15 protein-coding genes are annotated in these 23,073 nt (G+C 67.2%); 3 read left to right on the top strand and 12 right to left on the bottom strand.

Annotation, left to right across the window (positions count from 1 at the left end; all coding sequences use genetic code 11):
- Nucleotides 1-8 precede the first annotated feature (8 nt).
- A complete protein-coding gene (locus ABE472_RS13305; RefSeq protein ID WP_346466415.1) occupies nt 9-1,352 on the top strand; it encodes an SLC13 family permease in 1,344 nt (447 codons plus the stop codon).
- Between the two features lie 75 nt (nt 1,353-1,427).
- Nucleotides 1,428-2,147 (top strand): GntR family transcriptional regulator, encoded by a 720-nt coding sequence (locus ABE472_RS13310; protein ID WP_019184590.1) that lies wholly within the window; start codon nt 1,428-1,430, stop codon nt 2,145-2,147.
- A gap of 4 nt (nt 2,148-2,151) precedes the next feature.
- Here ABE472_RS13310 and ABE472_RS13315 read toward each other — a convergent pair whose 3' ends face one another.
- Entirely contained in the window at nt 2,152-2,397 is a 246-nt protein-coding gene (locus ABE472_RS13315; protein ID WP_019184591.1) for a hypothetical protein, read from the bottom strand.
- Between the two features lie 389 nt (nt 2,398-2,786).
- On the opposite strand from ABE472_RS13315, the gene ABE472_RS13320 reads away from it, so the two are divergent.
- The gene (locus tag ABE472_RS13320; RefSeq protein ID WP_346466416.1) at nt 2,787-5,126 is read left to right on the top strand and encodes an ATP-binding protein; all 2,340 of its coding nucleotides are present in this window, start codon (nt 2,787-2,789) and stop codon (nt 5,124-5,126) included.
- 121 nt (nt 5,127-5,247) lie between these two features.
- Here ABE472_RS13320 and ABE472_RS13325 read toward each other — a convergent pair whose 3' ends face one another.
- The 11 genes from ABE472_RS13325 to ABE472_RS13375 form a co-directional block, all read right to left on the bottom strand.
- On the bottom strand, nt 5,248-9,552 hold the full coding sequence (locus ABE472_RS13325) for an ESPR-type extended signal peptide-containing protein (protein ID WP_346466417.1): 4,305 nt from the start codon (nt 9,550-9,552) through the stop codon (nt 5,248-5,250).
- 54 nt (nt 9,553-9,606) lie between these two features.
- Complete coding sequence (locus ABE472_RS13330) at nt 9,607-10,311, bottom strand: pilus assembly protein (protein WP_346466418.1); 705 nt, start codon at nt 10,309-10,311, stop codon at nt 9,607-9,609.
- A 17-nt stretch (nt 10,312-10,328) separates the two neighbouring features.
- On the bottom strand, nt 10,329-11,459 hold the full coding sequence (locus tag ABE472_RS13335) for a CfaE/CblD family pilus tip adhesin (protein WP_346466419.1): 1,131 nt from the start codon (nt 11,457-11,459) through the stop codon (nt 10,329-10,331).
- The gene (locus ABE472_RS13340; RefSeq protein WP_346466420.1) at nt 11,456-14,179 is read right to left on the bottom strand and encodes a TcfC E-set like domain-containing protein; all 2,724 of its coding nucleotides are present in this window, start codon (nt 14,177-14,179) and stop codon (nt 11,456-11,458) included. The genes ABE472_RS13335 and ABE472_RS13340 overlap by 4 nt, the downstream gene beginning before the upstream one ends.
- Before the next feature lie 51 nt (nt 14,180-14,230).
- On the bottom strand, nt 14,231-14,734 hold the full coding sequence (locus tag ABE472_RS13345; RefSeq protein WP_070425221.1) for a CS1 type fimbrial major subunit: 504 nt from the start codon (nt 14,732-14,734) through the stop codon (nt 14,231-14,233).
- A gap of 264 nt (nt 14,735-14,998) precedes the next feature.
- The gene (locus ABE472_RS13350; RefSeq protein WP_313212175.1) at nt 14,999-15,628 is read right to left on the bottom strand and encodes a response regulator transcription factor; all 630 of its coding nucleotides are present in this window, start codon (nt 15,626-15,628) and stop codon (nt 14,999-15,001) included.
- Nucleotides 15,629-15,850: 222 nt separating this feature from the next.
- Nucleotides 15,851-16,621, bottom strand: coding sequence for a 2,3-dihydro-2,3-dihydroxybenzoate dehydrogenase (locus ABE472_RS13355; protein ID WP_313212176.1), 771 nt, complete (start codon nt 16,619-16,621; stop codon nt 15,851-15,853).
- Nucleotides 16,618-20,529, bottom strand: a complete 3,912-nt coding sequence (locus tag ABE472_RS13360) for an amino acid adenylation domain-containing protein (RefSeq protein ID WP_346462461.1) — start codon at nt 20,527-20,529, stop codon at nt 16,618-16,620. The genes ABE472_RS13355 and ABE472_RS13360 overlap by 4 nt, the downstream gene beginning before the upstream one ends.
- Nucleotides 20,526-20,777 (bottom strand): phosphopantetheine-binding protein, encoded by a 252-nt coding sequence (locus tag ABE472_RS13365; RefSeq protein ID WP_313212178.1) that lies wholly within the window; start codon nt 20,775-20,777, stop codon nt 20,526-20,528. Before ABE472_RS13365 ends, ABE472_RS13360 begins: the two co-directional genes overlap by 4 nt.
- A complete protein-coding gene (locus tag ABE472_RS13370) occupies nt 20,774-21,409 on the bottom strand; it encodes an isochorismatase family protein (RefSeq protein WP_346466421.1) in 636 nt (211 codons plus the stop codon). The genes ABE472_RS13365 and ABE472_RS13370 overlap by 4 nt, the downstream gene beginning before the upstream one ends.
- Nucleotides 21,409-23,061: an AMP-binding protein gene (locus ABE472_RS13375; protein ID WP_313218492.1), complete on the bottom strand. Its 1,653-nt coding sequence runs from the start codon at nt 23,059-23,061 to the stop codon at nt 21,409-21,411. Before ABE472_RS13375 ends, ABE472_RS13370 begins: the two co-directional genes overlap by 1 nt.
- Between the last annotated feature and the right edge of the window lie 12 nt (nt 23,062-23,073).

Consider the following 23,073-nt stretch of genomic DNA (forward strand, 5'->3'; position numbering starts at 1 on the left):
GAGGGCGCATGAGTCCGCAAATCGCAACGATCATCGGCTTGGTGATCATGTTCATCGTGGCCACGGCCCTGCCCATCAACATGGGTGCCGTGGCATTCGCGCTGGCCTTCATCATCGGCGGCCTGTTCGTCGGGATAGAGGGCAAGGAGGTGTTGGCCGGCTTCCCGGGCGACCTGTTCCTGACCCTGGTCGGCATCACCTACCTGTTCGCCATCGCGCAGAAGAACGGCACCATCGATCTGCTCGTGCACTGGGCGGTCAAGGCGGTGCGCGGGCATATCGTCGCCATTCCGTGGGTGATGTTCGTCGTCACCGCGGTGCTGACCGCCTTCGGTGCGCTCGGCCCGGCCGCAGTGGCCATTATCGGCCCGGTCGCGCTGCGCTTTGCCAAGCAGTACAAGATCAACCCGCTGATGATGGGCCTGCTGGTGATCCACGGCGCGCAGGCAGGTGGCTTCTCGCCGATCAGCGTGTATGGCGGCATCACCAACCAGGTGGTGCAGAAAGCTGGCCTGGAAGTCACGGAAATGGCCGTGTTCCTGACCAGCCTGGGCTTCAACCTGCTGATGGGGATCATCTGCTTCTTCGCCTTTGGCGGGCTGGCCCTGATGCGTCGCGCACCAACCGCGACCGAGCCGTTGATCGCCGGCAGCCAGGCGTCCTCGCGCCAGTTTGCGATCGAAGGCCACGGCGCCCTGGTCTCGGCGGGCGGTGGCACGCTCTCCAATGATCCGGATGCGCTGGATGACGTGCGCATCAACCGCGAGCGCGTGTTCACCCTGATCGGCCTGCTCGGGCTGGGCATCGCGGCCCTGGTCTACAACCTCAACGTCGGCCTGGTCTCGATCACCGTCGCGGTGGTGCTGGCCCTGCTCTCGCCGAACTCGCAGAAGGGCGCGGTGGATGGCATCAGCTGGTCGACCGTGCTGCTGATCAGCGGCGTGGTTACCTACGTGGCCGTACTGCAGCAGGCCGGCGCGGTGGACTACATCGGCCATGGCGTGGGTGCGATCGGCATCCCGCTGCTGGGCGCGCTGCTGGTCTGCTACGTCGGTGGCATCGTCTCGGCGTTCGCCTCCTCGGCGGCGGTGCTGGGCGCCACGATTCCACTGGCGGTGCCGTTCCTGATGCAGGGGCATCTCAGCGCTGCCGGTGTGATCTGCGCACTGGCGATCTCCTCCACCGTGGTGGATGTCAGCCCGTTCTCGACCAACGGCGCACTGGTGGTTGCCTCGGCGGCGAAGGAAGAGCGCGAAGCCCTGTTCCGTCGCTTCCTGGTCTACAGCGGCCTGGTGGTGGCCTTCGGTCCGCTGCTGGCATGGCTGCTGTTCGTCGTGCCGGGCTGGATGTAAGCGCACGGCGGGTCTGCACCGGCAGGCCCGCCATGACCCGGTAGAATGCTGCACACCTTCCCATGAAGCCCTGCCATGCCCCTGGCCCCTGGTCCCCGCCTGTCCAAGAAACGCGTGCCGCTTTATGAAGAAGTGGCCGAGCGGCTGCGCCAGAAGATCTACGACTACGAGCTGCCACCGGGTGAATGGATCGACGAGCCGCTGCTCGCCGAAGAACTGGGCATCAGCCGCACCCCGCTGCGCGAGAGCCTGAAGCTACTGGCTGCTGAAGGCCTGGTGCAGCTCGATGCGGGCCGCGGCAGCCGGGTCACCCGGCTGACCCTGGAAGACCTCAACCAGCTTTTTCCGGTGATGGCGATGCTGGAAGGCCGCTGCGTGCATGAGGCGGTCAAGCGCATCGATGAAGCGGGCGTGGTCCAGCTGCAGGCGCTGCACGATGCCATGGAAGTCGCCGCGGCCGCGGGCGACCTGGCCGAGTACTACCGCAACAACTATCTGATCCACGAAAGCCTGCAGACCCATGCCGGCAACCCGTGGCTGATCCGCGTCACCCACGACCTGCACCGCATCCTGAAGATGCATCGCGGCCGGCAGTTGCTCACGCCGGGCCGCATGGCCCAGTCACTGGCCGAGCATCGCGCCCTGATGGCCTGCATCCGCAACCGCGATGCCGAAGCCGCCGAGCAGATGATGAACCGCCATCTGCTCAGTCAAGGCGAAGCACTCGCGGCCTATGTGGCCGCCGGTGGCCAGCTGAACGTGCCTGCGCCGCTGCCTCGCCAGGGCGGGATCTGAGCGCTCAGGCCAGCTCCACCGTCAGCCGCGTCAATGATTGCCCCAGCAGGTGAAGCCGGATCTGGTCCAGGCTGGTGAAGTAGCACGCCGTATCGGCGCCGGCCAAGCGGTAGATGCCGCGCTTGCCGCCCAACAGAACGAATTTTTCCTGGTCCACCAGGTACTGGGCGACCGGCGGCACACCCTGTGCCTTGAGCGCATCGATATCGATGGGTTCAAGGGCGTCCAGATCATGTAGTGCTGTGGTCATGGGAAAAGAAACTTCGCGACGGGAGTGCCAGCTTAGGTGGCGCGCACGCAGCAACGCGTGGAACGATCGTGAGGACGGTGCGAGTGTGCCCGGTGTTGCAGGCAGCTCACCGAACGCATCGTCGCCAACCGCGCGATGCACGTTGATGACCTTCGACTGCCATGCCGATCGGGCCAATGGCCGTGAAGGGCGCGTGGAGGCCTGCGAGACGCACTGCGCAGACCCAGCGCCTCGTGCCGGATACGACACCCCATCGTCGGAAACGCACATTGAACGCCTCCTGGTGTCGTGCAAGGCTGGATTCGTGGCTGCGCGCACCAGCTTCCACAGCACCGTCGGCGCCTTGCCGGTGCCGTTCTTGTGCGTGGATCGGGTGCGAGCGTACTTACATGAAAAACATCGCGGGTAAACGTCGGGTCGCGTTGCAGGCCAGCCTGCTGGCGACCATCCTCCTCGCTGCCGGGGCGCTGCTGCTCACGCTGTTCCCCGCCCACTCGGATCGGCAGCCGCCCTTCGTGCTGGCCGCCGGCCCGCAGTTGGGCGGCCCGTACGGGCTGGGCGGGCCTTCCTCGCTGGGCGGGGCACGCGCCTACGTGGAGGCGGTGGAGGCGCTCTCGGGCATCAAGATCCAGGTGGCCGGGGCCACCACCTTCAGCGACGCACTCGGCCTGCTTGCGCAGCAGGAGGTGGACGGGCTGGCGTTCGCGCTGCCGGGCACCACGGCACTGTTGCCCACGGCCACGGTGATTTCACCGGTCTTCTATGCCGGCGATTCGGTTCTGCTCACCCGCAGCAGCTCCCCCGTGCGGGCCCTGTCCGCCCTGGAGGGCAAGCGTGTCACGGTGATCGGCAACGGGGAGTACCACGGCTATCTTGCCGCTCACCACCCCGCGATCGAGGTGTTTCCACTGCCTGCCGCGGCAGACATGGTGGCCGCGGTGGACAGCGGCACCGTGGACGCGGCGCTGGGCATGGACGCCATCCTGATTCCGCTCGCACGCCGGGGCAACAGCACCACGCTGGCGGTGCATCCGGCCAGCGATGGCCCCTCCGTGCGAATCCGGGTCGCCTCCCATCCTGCGCGTGCCGCCGAGATGGACCGGGCCCATCAGGCGTTCCGCTCGTTGCCACTGGACACCCAGCAGGATCTGGTCGGCCGGTGGATGGATGCCCTGTATCGCTCGCCTCCCACTCTCCATGCCGTCCTCTCTTTCTATCGCACGCCGATCATCGTGCTGGTGCTGTCCATCCTTGGTGCGGCCTTCGTGATCATCCAGGCCTACCGCAATGCGCGGGCGACCGCGGCGCTGCAGGCCAGCACGGCGCGCATGTTGACCCTGGTCAATCACGAAGTGCGCAATGGCGTGGCCTCGGTCATTTCCGCCATCGACCTGATTGAATCCACCGTCCCCACCCCGGCCGCCGCGCCCGTGATCGCGTCCGCCCGCGCGGCCACCTCTTCCCTGCACCACACCCTGGCCAATGCGCTGGAATTCATGTTCCTGGATCGCCACAGCCATGCACCCGTGGAGTGGCAGCCCGGCGCGGCCACCGTACTGGCCGGCTGCCTGAGCGCATCCCGGCCGGTGGCCGCGGCCAAGGGCACCGCCCTGCTGTTCGATCTCGACCAGCCGGTGCTGGAGCACGCGAGCTGCGACACCCGCGCCCTGCGCCACATCGCCAGCAATCTGATTTCCAACGCCGTGAAGTTCTGCGATGCCGGAACCGTGTCGGTGCGCCTGAGATTCGAGGCAGGCGTAGGCGAGCGCGGCCGGATGGTGCTGCGTGTGAGCGATACCGGCGAAGGCATCAGCGCCGAAGATCTGAACGACATCTTCGGCGCCTTCAGCACCACCCGTGACGGCCGGCAGCGCGGCGGGACCGGGCTGGGGCTGTCCCTGTGCCGCCGCATCGCCACGGCGCAGGGCGGGCAGATCACCGTGCGCAGCCAACCGGGCGTGGGGTCCACCTTCACCGCCACCCTGCCCGCGCAGCGGCGCACGGAGCAGGCGCCGGCCCTGCCCGGCCACCTGTCCGCCCACAACGACCGGCCCGCGCGCGCCCTGGTCATCGAAGACCAGCCACTGATCGCCGACGTCATCAGCCACCGGCTGCGCGAGCGCGGGTTCGAGGTGCGCTGCGCCACCAGTCGCCATGAGGCACTGCAGCAACTGGCGCAGGCCGGCCCCTTCGACCTGATCACCCTGGACGATGCACTGCCGGATGCCAGCGGCCTGGAAACAATCGAGGCGATCCGCGCCCTGGAGCGGACGCGCGCGTGGCTGGGCGCCCGAGTGGTCTCGATCTCGGCATCACCCGACGTCACCCGTCCACCCCGCTACCGGGCCGCGGGCATCGCAGCGACGTTGTGCAAGCCCATCGACTGGCCTGCGTTCGATGTGGCCACGCACTGCACGGCCATGAATCCGGCCAGGGCCCTGCGGCCGGCGGCGGCGACGCCGTTGGATGTGCTGGCGGTGTATCGCACGCAGATCCCCCGGGATATTGCCGCACTGCGCGAGGCCATCGTGGCCCACGAATGGCGGCGGGCGCTGGCGATGAGCCACCGCATCCGCGGGGCGGCCTCGATGGTCGGGGATGCGGCCACGCTGGTCACGCTGGACCAGATCGACGGCTGCCTGAAGCACCATGCCATCAACGGCGACCCGGGCGCAGCGGACCTGGACGAGATGGACCGCCTGCTGGCGCAGATGGACCCAGGCGCCTGAGCCCACGGCGGCGTGGCACCTGCCGGCCCCGGGGCCGCACGACACGACACAAAAAGAAACTCCCCGGTCCGCAATGACGGACCGGGGAGTGCCGGTGTTTCGCTGCAAAGGGCCGGGAGGATTACCAGCCGATGCCTACACCCAGGCCCACGCTCTGCTCACCGCTGTTGGTGAACGCCCCGTTGAGGCTGAAGGTGGCCGAGCCACGCTCGTTGAGCACCCGCTGATAGCCGACGGCCAGTGCCGACTCGCCCTCGCTGTAGCCCACGCCAGCGCCCAGGCGGTTGTACGTCGCCAGGCCCGCCGTGTTCATCGCCATCGCGCTCTGCGCACTGCTCATCGCCGCCATGCGGTTGAAGCGCTTGTCCATCTTGTCCAGGCGGCGTTCGAAATTGCTGATCGCCCCATCGGTGTACTCGTTGGCGCGGGCCAGCATCTTCTCCAGATCGGCGGTGTTCACCTGCGGAGTCGGCGCCGGCGCGTCGGCCGGCGCAGGCGAGCCACCGCCATCAGCACTGGCGATGCCGCCACCGGCACGGCCTGCGGAAGCCGCCGCCGGTTCACCCGATGCGCCGGCAGGGCCCTCGGCCTCCGGCGCGACCGGCGCGGTGGGTGCACTGGCCGACGCCAGCGCCCTGCCCTCCGGCGTGGCATCAACGCGCTGTTCCAGCCCATCGATGCGACCGTCCAGGCGCTGCTCCATGGCATGCAGTTGACCGCCGTTGACCGCATCGCGGCTGCCCGGGGCAATCAGGCCGTTGGCCACATTGCCCAGGACCATTCCGTTGGCGCCGGCGAGGTTGAGCTGGCCCAGACCATCGCTGCGGGTGGCGGGGCTGTCCTGGAACACCGAGCGCAGTTGGTTTTCGATCAGATCGGCCCGATTCTTTCCAGCTACGACAGCACCATCGAGAACATTGAGGGCGTCTTCAACGTTGTTCTGGCTTCCGCCCTGTATTTTGTACGTAGGAAGGATAATGTTTCCGCCCGGGTCAATGCCCGCACCCCCTCCCAGTGCAGCCAATGAGTCTCCGAGCTGCCCAACAGTGACGGCGTCTTCAGCCCCGCGCCCCCGAGCCAGATTGACGATTCGTCGTTTCCTAGTCAGGTTTCCAACAGAAACCACATTCTCTTCGGTCGCCGTCGATGAAGCCCCCAATGCAACTGAATACTCTGCACCCGACTCAATTCTTGCAAATCCGCCGAGCGCCACGCCTTCATTGCTATGAACCGATGACCCGGTACCCAGAGCAAACCCATTTTCCGCGGAGCTATCGACGAACGACGCGCGCCCTAAGGCGACCGATCCCTTTCCTCGAGCTCTGGAGAAAGCTCCTATGGCAGTTGCTCCATCAGTGCCTTCACCAGCCTCAGCGCCATCCCCAATGGCTACTGAGAACTCTCCTGCCTTGGCGTCAATACTTTCGTCATCGTACCCAATAGCTATGTACCTAGCTGTTCCTTCAACCTGTGACAGACGCTGATTGGTAGCGAACAACTGCCCACCGTTCACAGCATCGGTACTCCCCGCCGAACTGATATCGCCCGCCGCAACGCCCCGTACCTTGCCGCCGTCCATATCGACCGAACCGTCGGCTGCGTAGCGGACCACGCCTTCCAGGTCGGGATCGAAGTTGTCAAACTCGGTACGCAGGTCATCCAGATCCCGCCGGTTGTCGGCGATACGCGCCTCGTGGCCAGCCAGCTCGGTGGCATGGCTGGCCAGCAGAGACTGATTGGCGGTGACCTTCTGGTCGACGCCAAACAGCTGCCTGCCCGTCACCGCCTCGGTGCTGCTGGTGTTGAGCGCTGCGTCAGCCACGCCCGTCAGCTTGCGATTGGCGTTTGATTTGTTGCGCACGTCCAGCACCGTACCGGTGTTTTCACCACCGAGGCGCACGTTGCCCGTGGCCGATACCTGGCTGACCAATCCACCGAGCACATCCGCTTTGGCCAGCGCATTGTCGGCGGTCGTCTTGGCAGCATTGGCCGTAATCTGCGCGCTGGTGGCCGTGGTCCGGACCGAAGCCACTTCCACATTCGTCGCATTGAGCTGCTTGCCGGTCACGGCCTCGGCGCTGCTGGCGCTGAGCGTTGCGTCAGCCACGCCTGTCACCTTGCGACTGGCGTTGGACTTGTTACGCACGTCCAGCACCGCCCCCGTATTTTCGCCGCCCAGGCGTACATTTCCCGTGACCGACACCTGGCTGACCAATCCACCGAGCACGTCCGCTTTGCTCAGCGCGCTATCGGCGGTTGTCTTGGCAGCGTTGGCCGTCGTCTGCGCGCTGGTGGCCGTGGTGCGAACCGAAGCCACTTCCACGTTCGTCGCATTGAGCTGCTTGCCGCTCACCGCTTCGGTGCTGCTGGCGCTGAGCGCTGCGTCAGCCACGCCTGTCACCTTGCGACTGGCGTTGGACTTGTTACGCACGTCCAGCACCGCCCCCGTATTTTCGCCGCCCAGGCGTACATTTCCCGTGGCCGACACCTGGCTCACCAGGCCGCCGAGCACATTCGCCTTGGTCAGTGCGCTATCCGCGGCCGTCCTGGCAGCCGTAGCCGCCGTCTGCGCGCTGGTGGCGGTGGTGCGCACCGACGCCACTTCCACGTTGGTGGCGTTGAGCTGTTTGCCGGTCACCGCCTCCGTGCTGCTGGTGTTAAGCGCACCATCGGCCACGTTGACGATCTTTCGCTTGACCGTAGTGCTGCCCACCGAGACCTGGTTCGCCGCCGTGCTCTGGGAGCCACTTCCCAGCGCCACGCTGCCGGTATGCGCAGCAACCGCACGGTCCCCCAGCGCCACGGCGCTTCCTGCACTCGCCTTTGCCAGATTACCCAAGGCTACCGCGTAAGTGCCCGAAGCAGATGCTTCACGGCCTACCGCAGTCGCCTGGCCTGCGGTGGCGCTGGCGTTGTGGCCCACCGCAGTAGAGTGAATGGAGGCTGCGCTGGCATCATTGCCCAACGCCACCGCACGGTCGCCAATGGCGCTGGCACGCAAGCCAGCAGCCAGAGCGCCGTTACCACTGCGGCTGCGCGCGCCGATGGCGATCGAACCACCGGCAGTGCTCTTGTCGCCATTGACGTCTACGCCGGCGCGTGCGTCAGCGCCCAATGCGACGCTGTTGGCGTTGTATGCCTTCGCGCTGGATCCTACTGCCATGCTGGCGGTTGTTCCACTTCCCTCTGCGGCAGCTGATTGGCCAATGGCAACGGCCGCAGCGTTGAGTCTCGCAGTGGCGGCCTCGATCTGTTGGTTGGTGGCAAAGAGCTGCTGACCGGTTACCGCATCGGTGCTGGATGTACTCAGGGTACCGTTACGGATGCCGTTGAGGTAACGGACCGCACCGTTGCGGTTCTTGAAGTTCACCGCTGAGCCCGTGTTCTCCTTGCCAACACGCAACTCGCTGGCCGCCGAAGTCTGCGTCACCATGTTGCCGACCGCGTCGATGCGCATGTTGGTCGCGTACAACTGTTTCCCCGTGACCGCATCGGTGCTTGCGCTCGTCAGTCGAGCGTCGGCGACGTTGACGATGCGACGTCTGTTACCGGAGCTTCCGACAGAAACCGAGTTGGACTCGGTCGCTTCGGAGTTGACTCCGATCGCCACGGATCCCACCGCCGTCGCCTTTGCGGCGTGCCCCAGCGCGACACCGTTGTAGTCCGCTTTTGCGTTGCCACCCAGCGCGACCGCACCGGTATAGCCAGCCGACCCCGCAGAGGCGTTGCCACCGATGGCGATGCGTGAGCTGCCGGCCGCGGAGGCCACGGTATCTGCGCCGCTGCCGATTGCAATGGAATTCAACGAGGAAGCTTTGGCGTCATGGCCGAGCGCGACAGCACCGATGCCTTGTGCGTTGGCGAAAGTGCCAAGGGCCACCGAATAGCCCCCAGTATCGGCAGCCGCGCTGTAGCCCACCGCTACGCTATGCGTGCCTCGGGCTTCCGCGCTCTTGCCAACCGCCACGCTGTTGGCCCCGGCAGCTTCAGCTGCGTTGCCCACAGCCACGGTGTTCTGACCAAGAGCCTGGGTCCGGATGCCGACCGCCAGGGACTCAGTGCCGCTTGCGCGGGCCTCAGGCCCGACCGCCATGCTCTCGGCACCCGACGTGACGTTCCAGTCGGCCGCGGTGGTGTAGGCCACGACATCGCGCCGGAGCACGCGAAGTGCCTTCGTGTCGATTGCATTGCTTGCAGCATCGGCAAAAATCGAGTGAAGCGCATGAGGTGAATGGTCGTGCCACCAGGCAGTGTCTTGTTCCGTGTGATCCTGCGCGGAAGCCACCAGAGGCATGAGCAAGGCAAAGGCGTAATGCCTATTCAGGCGGCGCGCGCCGGCGCTCCCAGCGCAACCATGCGCCAGCTCGCTAACAACCACCCAGCGCTGCCGAGTTCGATTCCATAAACGTCTATAGATGCGGTTCATGTGTATTCCTTTAGTTGATGAAGTGGCACAGCGCTTTCCCACCCGGGGAATGGATCAGATTTCGGACGGGGTAATGGTCTGCATGTGTTCGCGGTATCCATCCCGGGTCAGGCGATAGCGCAGCTGCACGGTGTTTCCCGGCGTGACGGTGAAGGGCAACGCGAGCGAGCTGCCCGGATACAGGCTGCGTGACAGGTCGTGAGCGGTGCAGCGGCTGCCCTCGCAATCGGCAATGCTGGTGATGCCCAGGCGCAACGTGCCGTCGTTGTAAAGCACATCGCCCTGCACCCGGGGTCGCACCGTGCCCTCTGCCGGCAGCACATTGACCAGCGCACCCCAGACCAGATTCACACCGATACTGGCCTGCGCACCGTCACCGCCCTCGATGCTGGTTTCCTCGGGCCCACGCACCCCTTCGAAGTAGACGCGGTAGGCTGTCTCGGCCTCCACCGGCTGCAGCGGAATCAACCGGATCAAGCGGTTGCCGCCGCCCGCCAGGGCGAATTTCCCGGGTGTGATGGCGATGGCCGCCTCGCCCGGCTCGACCTCCACCTCGTGCTCCTGGTCGCTGGCCGGATCTACGATGCGCCGCAGCGAGGCCTGGATGTACTGCGGTTGGGTGGATTGTGAATAGATGCGCATCTGTGTGCTGCGCTTGCCATCCACCGAGGCGCGCATCGGATGCACGGTGAGATTGGCCTGGGCTGGCAACGCCAGCAGCAGCGTCAACGGAATGAGGCAGGCGGCGAGTCGTTTCATGCGGCTTCCTGGGGGGATCAGGGGGTGGTGGTGGGCACACGCAGCTCCACCTGCAGCTCGCCGAAGTAAGTGCCGGCCTGCTGGGTGGAAATGGGAACGCGGGGAATATCGAAGGTGATCGGGGTGGGCACGCAGAACACCGGCTGGCTCATGCCCGGCAGCAACACCAGGCGCAGCTGGGCGCTGTCGATGCCGTGCAGTTGCTGCTCCACGCCGTTGGGCATCCGGACCGTCGCGCCGCTATGGGCGAGGCTGACGGTGTAGTCCAGGCGTCGTGTGTCCTCGGTACCGCCGTCGGTGTGCCAGAGTGAGTAGCCGCTAGGGCCCGGAGGATGCCCGCCACGATCGCGAACCGTCACGCCGAGATACTGCGCCTGTGAACCGAGACCGTCGTACAGGCACATCTCCAGCACCGTGCGTCCACCCACGGTCTGCCCGATGGGATCATAGGCAGCGTTGAGCTGTACCAGCGGACTAACGTTGTGAAATGCGGGGAAGTAGATCGAGACGGCGTTTCGATCAGTGATAGTGAAGTCGAAGTTAAAGCGATAGGTCGCGACTGAACCCCCATCAGGTTCGTCATGCAAGGTCATCACTAAAACGGCGTCCCAGTGACCAGCCACCAGCCGAGAAAGCTCGTTCTCCGGCAAGACCAAACCAACGCGTGTTCCAACTGTGGGGTCGCCCCCGCAGGCATCTCCCACTGCTATCCAAGGCGGACGAATGGGTGAAAGCCAGTACGTTCCGCATACACGCGTATCCATCGCGCGATTAATCCACCCGCGCACGCTTATGTTCGTGGTCATGCCCGAGCGCCGTTCCCGCGCTTGAACGGAGATGAGCCCTGCGCCGTCGCCAATGGCGGATATCCCGCTTGTAGGGCACGCACCCGTGGCGGAGTCGCTGGACGACGCGCATGTGAGATGAAGTTGTCCGTACTTCAGTGACCTATCCACGCTGTAACCGAGAACGAATTCCGGAAGCCAGATCGACATGTCCCCAGGCATCGCCGAGCGATCCCACGTCATCACGATGTTCTGCGTGGCACTCACCGGATGGGTTTCCGGCGGCCGCTGCCCCCACGCCTTCGGCATCACCAGCAGCAACGCCAGCACCAGCATCACCGCCCATACGCCACGCCGGTTCATGGCGTACCTCCAGCGGCGGCGGTCTGCGGCACGGCGGCGATCAGCGCCTGTTCCTGCAGCAGGCGGGTGACCCGTGCCTGCTGGCGGATATCGGCGGGCAGCTGGGCCACGCTCAATGGCGCGCACTCCACCTGGCCCACCAGCATCACGACATTGCGGCGCTCGCGAACCTCCAGCGGGCACTGCAGCAGGCTGTCGTCCTGCAGCAGGTACAGCGTGCGTTCGCGGCGCGGGAAATCGGCGACGAAGCCGCCGTTGGCGCCGGTACCGGGCACCGGCGCGTTGAGGATGCGGGCGCCGCGCAGTGGCGCGCCGGCGATGTCGCGGGCGCTGCCGATGAAGGTGTAGGTCACCTCGATCGGTACCGGCACCTGCACCAGCCGGCCGGGAGAGAGGAACAACGGCCGTGCGCCGCCCACCCCGGTCACGCGGATGGCGGCATCGCTGGTCAGCGCGCTGGCATCCTGCACTTCGGCACGGTGGGTCTGGTAGGCCGGCAGCGGCAGCAGGCGGCGCTCGCCCAGCGCCAGGCGCTGCCGGCGCAATCCGCCCACCTGCAGCTCGGCGGCCACGCCGGTCAGTTCCAGGTCGTCGGTGTCATCCACCTGTACGGCCAGGCCGGCCTCGGCGCCCAGGCCGCCGCCCCAGTAGAAGCCACGGCGGCCCAGCGCCAGCCCGGAGCTGTGCGTGGCGCTGTAGGCCATCTCGTTGCCGCCGCGCTGCTGGTAGTGCGCCAAGGTGGCGCCGGTGTGGCCGATGCTGTTCTGCAGCTGGGCACTGAGCGCGGCGCTGTAGCGGTCGTTGTTGTTGCCGCGCACATCCAGCGAGGCCTCACGGTATTGCGTATCCACTTCCTGGCGCACGGTCTGGCCGGCGCTGTAGTTGATGTCCGGCCGCAGGTGCTGCGGCTGCCGGTAGTCGATGCCATAGCGGCGTTGCGAACTACCCCGGTTGCCGCGTTGCAGCCGGGTCAGGCTGACGTTGAGGTAGATGCCGCGGTCGCGACCGACACGCAGGCTGCTGCGCGTATCCTGCTGCCACAGGCCGAGCCGGGTGGACACGCTGAACTCCTGCCAGCGCTGCACGCGGCTGTAGCTGGCCTGCCAGGTGCGGCTGAGCTGCGGCTCGCGCGTGTAGCGCTGCTGCCACGGGGGCAGCAGCGGGTCGAGCCCGGCCATCGGATCGTCGATGTCGCCCGGCAGCAGCGAGCCACGGCTCCAGGTCTGGCGGCGGGTATAGGCCATGTAGGCGCTGCCACCGGCAACCGGCAGCGCAACCGATGCGCTCAGCGAATCGGCGCAGCCCAGGCGGTCGCGCGCATCATCCTCGAACACACAGGCCTTGCCGCGTACCCGCTGCTGATAGAGATTCCACGAGGCGTGGCGGCGATAGGACACCTGATGCTGCTGGCCGCTGCTGCCATCACTGCCCAGCAGGCCGCTGAAGGTGGCACGGATATCCTGGGTGTCGAAGGCATGGCGCAGGTCCACACGCAGTTCGCCATAGCTGAAGCCGCCGAGGTCGGCGACGCCCGCGGTGACCGCCGTGGCGCGGCCCAGTGGCACGCGCAGGCCGGCCATGGCGGCCATCTCGCCGTCGAAGCGGTCGCTGCGGCGCTCGTTGCGGCGGCCGCCCTGCAGGAACCACTGCACGCTGCTGTCGGTCCAGTCGCCGCCCTTATCGAACGGCGCGTCCTCGCTGCGCACCAGCTGGCCATCTTCGTAGACGCGCAGGGTGACGGTGTAGTTGCCGAACGGGAACCGGCGGGTGTCGAGCTGGTTGATGCCGGCCGGCAGGTAAAAGGTCTGCAGCAGGCGCTCGCCATCGAAGGCGTCCACCCGTGCATCGCGCGCCAGCAGCACGGTCAGTGGCAGCGCCTGCACGGCGGCATCGGCATCCACGTAGGCCTGGGTGGTACCCACGCGCAGGCCGGCGAAGCGATCCATCGGCAGCATGCTGAAACTGAAAGTGCCGCCCTGCGGGCTGGACAGGTTCCGGCGGTCCATGCGCCCGGCCTGCAGATAATGCTGCTGGCCCAGGTCATGGCGGTAATAGGCGCTGTCGAACTGGAAATCATCGTGGCGGCGGCCACCGCGGTACTGCTGGCTGTTGAAGTTCCAGTCCACGGCAATGTGGCCACGCTGCAGCACGCCCAGCGCACCCGCGCCTTGGGCGGTCAGTGCCTGGTAGCCGCGGCCGCCACTGAAATTGAGGGTCTGCTGGTGCAGGAACGCGTTCTCGGCGTTGGTGCTGACCTGATGGAAGCGCTCGGCGGCCGGCTCGGCCGCGATCCACTGGCGGGCGACGAACAGGCGCACGGCGCCCTCGCCTTCGTCATACAGGGCACGCACGGTGTTGGAGTCCTCGGGGGGATCGAGATAGCCACAGCCCGCACTGCCCCCGCCATAGCGGCAGGCGAGATGGCTGTTGCGCGGCAACGGCTGCGACAGCGCGGGCAGCAACGCCGCCTGCGCCTCGGGGGAAAGCTCCAGCGCCTGCAGCACCTGTGCCGGATCCTCCAGCTGCACGTGCTCCAGGGTCACGCGCACGGGCGACAGTCCGGCTGAAAGGCCGAACAGACGTACGTCGAGTTGTTCGATCTGGCCTTCGGCCAGTTCCTCGAAACCGACTGGAACGCCACGTGCCGTGGCCAGCGGGGTGGCCAATGACAAGGCAAGCGCGATCGCCAGCCGGGTGATGGCGGGTGCGTGAGCTTTCATGGGGGTTACTACCTGAAGCGGCCGGCCCGGGTGCCGGGCCGGCGCAGGGTGTTACGGGGTGCCGGTCTTCTGCACCATGGCGATGCTGACAATGCCCTCGTACTCGCCTGCCACGGTGATCGGCGCACGGGTGGCCTGGCCGATCTGCAGATCCATCACCACCGAGGCCCCCGGCAGCGCGCCGTCGTAGATATCCGAGGCGAGGAAGTCCTGTGCGGCAACCGTCAGGCGCTTCTTGTTGAGGCTGACTGCCAGCGGGATGGGCGTGCCGCCGCCGCTCCGCAGCACCAGCGACGGATCCGCGGTCAGGCGGACTGCGATGTCCTTGTCTTCATCGTTGGTGTAAATACGCACACGTTCGGTGTGGGCGTTCAAGCCCTGCCCCGGAATATGGGCAAGGGTGATCAGGTCCGGCAAGGCGCTGCCGTCAGCCTTCATCAGCGCCAGCGTGGTGTCCACATTGGTGTAGACCTTGATGTGGGATTCGGCGGCGTTGGCCGACAGCGAGACGGTGGCCAGCGCGGCGGCCAGGGACAGCTTCCTGAGCAGAGTCATTGCGATCTTTCCTTGCGTAATAAGTAATGAGACTGACCGCAGGCAAGGGAGGCCGAACGTCGGCGCCTGCGGACAGGACGCAACAGTAAAGATGCAAGCTGCGTTGCACCATGCAACAACTTGACAAAAATGGAATGCGTGCAGCATTGGACGATCGACTGGAAAAATGGGTGCAACCGCGTGCGCCGATCGCCCGCAGATCGACAGTGTCGCCGGGTCTCATCATCGGCATTCCGGATGCACACCTGCTGCCACAACAGCGGCTCACTGCCCGCCGGGAGACAATCCAATGGACTTTGCGTAGTCGAGCAGCTCATAGTCCGAGCGCAGGCCCAGCCGACGCATCGCCGCGCCTTTCTGGCGGCTGATGGTACTGATCGTTCGCCGGTGCACATCGGCGATTTCCTTGACACTCAGCCCGTGCGCGAGCAGCCGGATGACTTCGCTCTCGCGCGAGCTGGGCCCGGTGCGGTTGCGACCGGAGCGCAAGCGTTGGGCAAGATCGCCGGAGAAATAGCTACGGCCGCCGAGGACGCAGTCCACTGCGGCCAGCAGGTCGGACAGGCCGCCGGTTTTCTCCAGGATGCCCTCCACGCCCAGCCGCACCACCGCTCGAAGCACCTGCAGGTTGGCGAAGGAGGTGACGACGATCAAGCGCACATGGCCGTGATCACGGCGGATGCTCTCCAGCATGCGCACGCCATCGGGGCGACCACCCCACGGCATGGACAGGTCGGTGATGACCAGGTCGCACGTCTTTTCCGCCAGCAGGGCTTCGAGTTGCCCGGGATCCGCTGCTTCGCCGATGACCCGTACCCCGGGGTGCCGGGCGAGCAGGCACTGGAGGCCCACGCGTACCACTGGATGATCGTCCGCAATCAGTATGTTTTTCATGCAAGAGCCCGTGAATTGAAGTTACACGCGCACGGCGCATGGCCTCGCCACACTGGGCGATGACGAATACGTTCTGAAACTCTCGCTCAACGGCCTGCCGGCAGGAACGCGGCAGGCCGTTGTGATTGTTTCGGGTGAACCTTAGGCGAAGCGCTGCACCCCAAACTATGAATCAACTTGCATAAACGTGAATCTGCGGCGTAGTTCCGTTCTGGCCGCCGTTCAACCGCGCAGCGTTGCGCCACCGTCGACGTAGAGATCGCTCATCGCGATATGACCGGCCTGGTCGGAGAGAAGAAACATGACCCCGTACACGATGTCATTCGGGCGAGCGATTTTCTGCAGGGGAATGCCTACCTTGTATGTTTCCAAACTCCCTTCAATCACGCGCTGCTCGCCCTCGGGTCCGGCCCACATCCCGGTCTGCATCGGGGTCAGGGTTGAGCCGGGCGCCACGATGTTGCAGCGGATGCCGAGCGGTGCCAGTTCCAGGCCGAGGCAACGGGTAAACATGGTCGCGGCCGCTTTGGATGCGGCATAGGCGGCCATGCCGTGCCGGGGTACGCCCGCGGCATTGGAGCTGACCGTGACGATGGCGCCTTTCCGCCGCGGCGACATCACCCGTGCGACGGCACGCGAGACGTGGAACACGCCATCGGTATTGACCGCGAAGACGCGGCGCCATTGCGCGTCATCCGTCTCCACGACCGTACCGGTCTGCAGGACACCGGCCACATTGATGGCAAAGCCGATCGCACCGATCCTGGCTTCGATCCAGGTAACCAGTGCCTCCACCGCAACTGGATCACTCACGTCGAGCGCGCAGGCGTGGATGCGCGGCTGCCCTGCCCGCGCGGCGAACACGGGGGCCTCAAGATCCGTCGCGATCACGGTGCAGCCGCTGTCGTGAAGGTGCTCGGCCAGTGCCGCGCCAATGCCGCCGCCCGCGCCAGTGACCAAGGCGATGGTGCCGTCGAATCCGGTGAGTTTCATGCGGGTGTCCTGATCGTTTCAGAGCGCTGAAGCTGCGCATCGAGCCATGGCGCGATCTGCGCCACGGCATCGCGGCCGGTGAGTTCAGCGTGCAGGAAAGGAAGTTCAATCGCTTCGACGCTGGCGGCATGCGCCTGCCACAGGGCCGATTGCAGCTGCGGGCGGTCGAGATGGTCGCGGCCGGCACGGACGTGCAGCAGCGGACCGTCGTAACGTGTGTGGTGATGGGCGCGGATCAGCCGGTTGGTGCCGGTGACCGCACGCACCACGCCATCGAGGACCACATCGGGGAGGTTGCCCAGCGCGCTGTCGCCCCGGCGCAGGAACGCCAGGATCCGCTCACGGCTGTCCAGCTCGGGATGCGCCTCCGGGTCATGGCCGGCGATGGCCAGCAGGGCGCGCAGCGCGGCGATCGGGTCCGGCTCGGGTTCGGCACGCCAGCACTCGCTGGGATAGGCATCCAGCAGCGCCAGTACCCCGACCTCGTGGCCGAGCGCGCGCAGGTGCACCGCCATCGCCTGGGCAAGGATGCCGCCGACCGACCAGCCAAGCAGATGCACCGGGCCGGGCCGGCCCAGCGCGAGGATGCGCTCGGCATAGCTGGCCGCCAGTGCCTCGATGCTGGCCGGCAGTGGCTGGGCAGGATCAAGCACGGGCGACTGCAGGCCCTGCACCTCGCGGGCCGGGGCGAGCGCCCGGGCCAGGTCACGATAATTCCAGGCGATACCACCGGCCGGGTGGATCACGAACAGCGGCGCCAGCGCCGGGTCACCCGCGGCCAGCTGGATCATCGGCGCCAGCCCGTGATCGGTAGCCGCTGGCGGTGCGTCGATACGGGCGGCCAGCGCCGCAACCGTGGGGGCAGCGAACACCGCGCCGAGGCCTAGATCGCAGCGCCAGCGCTGCTGGATCGCCAGCAGCAGGTGCACGGCGCCGAGCGAGTCACCGCCCAGGGCGAAAAAGTCGGCGTCGGCACCGACCGCCCTGCCCAGCCCCAGGGTCTCGGCGAACAGCTGCGCCAGCGCCTGTTCGGTGCCGGTGCGCGGCGCCACACCCTCGGATACACGCTGCGCCGGGGCGGGCAGCGCGGCACGATCCAGCTTGCCGTTGGCGGTGACCGGCCAGTGCTCCAGTACAACGAATGCGCTGGGCACCATGTAATCCGGCAGGCGGGTGGCCAGGTGGGTGCGCAGCTCATCCGCCTGCGGGCTGCCCGCATTGAGGTAGGCCACCAGCCGCGGCTCGCCGGGGCGATCTTCGCGCAGCAGGACGTCGGCCCGGCTGACGCCGGGTGCCGTGCGCAGGGCGGCGTCGATCTCGCCAAGTTCGATGCGCAGGCCGCGCAGCTTGATCTGATGATCGTTGCGACCGAGGTATTCCACCGCCCCATCCTCACGCCAGCGCGCCACATCGCCGGTGCGATACAGGCGGTTGCCGGGCACGAAGGGATCGGCCAGGAAGCGCTCGGCGGTGAGGTCGTCGCGGCCGAGGTAGCCGCGCGCCAGCTGCACGCCGCCCAGGTACAGATCTCCTGCGACACCGGGTGGCAGCGGCTGCATCCGCGCATCAAGTACGTACAGCTGCGTATTCCAGACCGGGAAACCGATCGGCACGGGCTGGGAGGCGTCGTCGCGGTTGGCCGGCCACCAGCTCACATCCACGGCAGCTTCGGTCGGCCCATACAGATTGTGCAGCTCGGCCTGGATCGTGGCATGGAAGCGGTCGCGCAAGGCGGCATCCAGCGCTTCGCCACTGGTGAAGACCCGGCGCAGTTGCAGCCCACGGGCCGCTGGCGCGGCCAGGAACGCGGCCAGCATCGACGGCACGAAATGCAGCGTGGTGATCGAGTGCTCGCGGATCAACGCGGCCAGGGCGAGCGGATCGCGGTGCGCCTCGGGCGGTGCGACCACCAGAGTGGCGCCGCTGATCAAGGGCAGGAAGAACTCCCAGACCGAGACATCGAAGGTGGACGGGGTTTTCTGCAGGATGCAATCGTCCGGCTGGATACCGTAATGCGTGCGCATCCATTCCAGGCGATTGACGATGGCGCGGTGCTCGATCAGCACACCCTTGGGCTCGCCCGTGGAGCCGGAGGTGTAGATGACGTAGGCGGCATCGTCCGGCTGCGGCACGGTGCCGAGGGCGCCGTCACTGGCGTGCGGCCACTGCGTCGGCGGGAGCACGGTCATCCCGGGGAACCGGTGGCGGTCCTGCTCCAGCGCCAGTACGCAGACCGGCCCGGCCGAGCGCAGGATCCGCGCCAGGCGCTCATCCGGGTGGGCCAGATCCACCGGCAGATACGCGCCGCCCGCGCGCAGCACGGCGACCAGGGCGATGACCAGTTCAAGCGAGCGCGGCAGTGCCACGACCACCCTCGCCTCGCGGCCGGTGCCCTGCGCCTGCAGGTGCAGCGCCAGCGCCCGGCTGCGTTGCTCCAGCTCGGCGAAGGTCAGCTGCTGCGCGCCGTAGACCACGGCCACGGCGTCGGGCGTGCGCGCCATGCAAGCGGTGATCAGCGCGGCGAGGCTGACCTCGGGCACCGGATGTGCGGTGGCGTTGACCTCGTAGAGATAGCGCTGGGCCTCCTGCGGCGTACACAACGGCACCGAGGCGATGGGGCCACCGGCAGCCTGCACGTCCAGTGCGGCCGACACGAAATGCAGCAGGCGTGCGGCATGGGCCCGCACCTGCGCGCGGGTATACAGCGCCGGGTTGGCCTCGATCTCCAGATCGAGCACGGCGGCGCCATCGCCACGAAAGCCCAGCGTCACGTCGTCAACCGGGCCGGTGGACAGAATCTCCAGTGTCGCGTGCACGCCGTCCAGCTGCAGCGGCCGATAGAACGGCTGCACATTGACCAGCGGGCCATGCAGGCGACGCTGGCCACCGATCAAGCCGAGATCGCGACGCAGTTGTTCACCTCGGTAACGTCCGTGGCGACGGCCGCGCATCAGCCGCAGGGCGACGTCGCGCACGAAGGTGTCCACGCTGCCCTCGCCGGCCGTGACCCGAAGCGGCAACACGTTCATCACCATCGCCGGCACACGGGCCGAGACGCTGCCGAGGCGGCCCATGAAGGGCACGCCGATGATGGCCTCGGCTTCGCCGCTGATCCGGCGGCAGTACTCGGCGCCGAGCGCCGTCAGCAGGTCCGGCCACGGCTGGCCGATCGCGGCCGCGGCACGGTGCAGACGCTCGCGCAGGCCCGGATCAACGGGGTGTACGTGGCGCAGGGCATCCGGCGCGGCGGCAGCGAGACCGGCCTGCAGACCGGTGGCGGCCGGCGCGTCGGCCATGTGCTCATGCCAGTACGCTGCGTCGCGCGTGCGGCGCTCGCCGCCACGGTAGGCGGTGTCTTCATCAAGCGCGGGGGCCAGTGGTGCCAGTGCGGCATGTTGCGGGGTGCCTGCATACAGCGCGCAGACCCGCTCGGTGAGCAGACCCATGCCGTAGCCATCGGTGGCCAGGTGATGCACACGCAGATACCAGACGCTGCGCGCCGGGCCGAGCAGGAACAGGCGCTGCTGACTGAGCCGGTCGCGGGCGGGATCGACGGGGGTGAGCCGGTCACGCCGCATTGCCTCGCACGCGGCGGCGGCCGGGTCCGGCTGATCGCGCAGATCCACCACCTGCACGGTCGGCGCGTGCTGCGGGTCAACCCACTGCTCGGGCAGACCTTGTGCGCTCTCGACGATGCGCAGCGCCAGCGCGTCGGCTTCGCGCGCGGCCTGATCGACCGCGCGGACGAACGCAGCGACCTCAAGCGCACCCTCGATCCACACCGCATGGGCGGTGTTGAACGCCGGATTGTCCGGCGCCAGGCGCTGCGCATACCACAGCCCCGCCTGCGCCTCGCTCAGCCCGCGCACGATGGGCTCGGCCGCACCCGGCACCGCACGGGCATTCATGCGCTGGCCGCAGCCTGTGCCTGCAGGCGTTGCACCACCATCCACCAGCCGCCCAGCGTGGCGTGCTCGGCCAGGTGGCTGAACTCCAGTGCGATGCCGGTGTTGCCCCACGCCAATACCAGTCCCAGCACCCGCATCGAATCCAGCCCGAGGTCCATCAGATTCTCATCGGTGCTGATGTCCTCGGGCGCTTCGCCGATCATCTCGGCGACATCGGCGCGCATGCGCTCCAGGGTAAGTACGGTCATGCCAGTGTCTCCAGCAGGTGATCGGTGGTCATCGCAACGCCGCAGGTACGGGCGATCCAGTGCAGGGCCAGGTCATGATCGGCACGCGAGAAGTCGGCGACGGCATCGGCGGCGATGAAGCTCTCGATGTCGCGCTGGAAGCCCTCGGCGACGGTGGCCGTGCAGCCGATGTGCGCGTACACGCCAGTGACCAGCAGCTGGTCGCGGCCACGGGCGCGCATCATCGTCTCCAGATTGCTGCGCTGGAACGCGCTGTAACGGTGCTTGACCAGCACATGGTCGCCTGGCGCCGGGGCCACGGCCTCGACGATGGCTTCGTGGTCCTCGGTGGCGGACATGCCCGGGCCCCACAGATCGGCCTGCAGGCCACGGTCGCGGCGATCCTGGTTGCCCCGCTGGGCGGTGTAGAACACCGGAATGCCACGGGTGCGGCAATGCACGAGCAGGCGGGCGATGTTGGCCACGGCCGGTGCCAGCGGCGCGGCATCCGGCGCGAAGGCGGCCAGGAAGTAGCGCTGCATGTCATGCACCAGCAGCGCCAGGCGCTCGGTCCGGGGCTGCCAGGCGCCGCGCGGCGTGGGCAGTTCGGCGTGGGTCGGCAGCGGGTACGGTTGGATCCTGGGCAGCGCCATCAGCGCGTTTCTCCTGTCTGTTGCATGAAACGTTCGCGCAGCTGCGCACGCAGCTCGCGGCGGCTGATCTTGCCGACCGCCGTGGTGCCGAAGGCATCGACGAACACGATCTGGTCCGGCACTTTGAACGCGGCCAGGCCGCGGCTGCGCACCCAGGCCTTGAGGCTGGCAGCCTTGGTCGGCTCGCCCTGGGCAATGATGAAGGCGCAGCTGCGCTCGCCAAGGTAGGCGTCGGGAATGGAGACCACCGCCGCATCGAACACGCTCGGGTGCGCCAGCAGATGGTCTTCGATTTCCTCCGCCGAGATCTTCTCGCCCGCACGGTTGATGTGGTCGGTGGCCCTGCCCTGCACCACCAGATAGCCACCGGGGAGGCGCTGCACCCTGTCGCCGGTGCGGTAGAAGCCATCCTCGGTGAAGGCGCGCGCGTTCGCGGCGGGATCGTTGTGATAGCCGCGGATGGTGTACGGGCCGCGGGTAAGCAGATGGCCGGTCTCACCGTCTGCAACCGGGTTGCCGTGGTCGTCGACCACCAGCACTTCGTCGTCTTCGCTGATCGGGCGGCCCTGGGTGGAGACGATGATCTCCTCGCTGTCGTGCAGGCGGGTGTAGTTGACCAGGCCCTCGGCCATGCCGAATACCTGCTGCAGGGTGCAGCCCAGCCCTGCGATCACCCGGCGCGCGGCTTCCGGGACCAGCTTGGCGCCGCCGACCTGCACCACCTGCAGGCTGGAGAGGTCCTGCGTGGTCGTTGCGGCGGCCTGCGCCCACAGCAGCGCCAGCGGCGGTACCAGGCCGACACAGGTCACCCGCTCGCGCGCGATCAGGCCGAACGCGGTCTCCGGGCCGGCGCCCGGGCTCAGCACCACGCGGCCACCGGCGTACAGCGTGCCGAAGAACCCCGGCGAGCTCATCGGGAAGTTGTGCGCGGCAGGCAGCGCCACCAGATAGACGCTGTCCTGGGTGATGCCGCAGATCGCGTTGCTGGCGCGGAAGGAATACAGGTAGTCGTCGTGCGTGCGCGGAATCAGCTTGGACAGACCGGTGCTGCCCCCGGAGATCTGCAGGAACGCAACGGATTGCGGGTCAGGATCCGGCGGCAGCTGTTCGAGATCGCCCGCCAGCACCGCCAGCGCGGTGAACCCGGCCGCGTCACCGGCGATGATGACGTGCTGCACGTCGGGTACCTGCGCCTGCAGTTCGCGCGCAAGGGTGCTGTAATCGAACCCCTCGTAGCTGGAGGCAGCGATATAGGCATTGGCCTCGGCCTTGCGCGCGAAGTGCGCAACCTCGGTGAGGCGATGCGCGGGCAATGCATACACGGGAATCAAACCAGCGCGGAACAACCCGCAGACCACGGTCACGAATTCCGGCACGTTGCCGAGCTGCACCACCACCCGGTCACCCGGGATCAAGCCCTGCGCGAGCAGGCCGGCGCCGATGCGACCGGCCTCCTGCCACAGCTGGGCATAGGTGAGGCGCGTATCGCCGCCGACCACCGCGATATCACCGGCGAAGCGCTCGGCGCGTTCGCGCAGGAAGCCCGGAAAGGTCTCGCCGCGCCAATGGCCGGCCGCGCGATAGCGCGAGACCAGGGCCGGCGGCCATACCTGGCGCAGCGGCACCCGGGAAGAAGAGAAGGATGTGTTCATGGACAGCTCCCG

Source organism: Stenotrophomonas sp. TWI809 (genome assembly GCF_039673205.1).
GTDB lineage: Bacteria > Pseudomonadota > Gammaproteobacteria > Xanthomonadales > Xanthomonadaceae > Stenotrophomonas.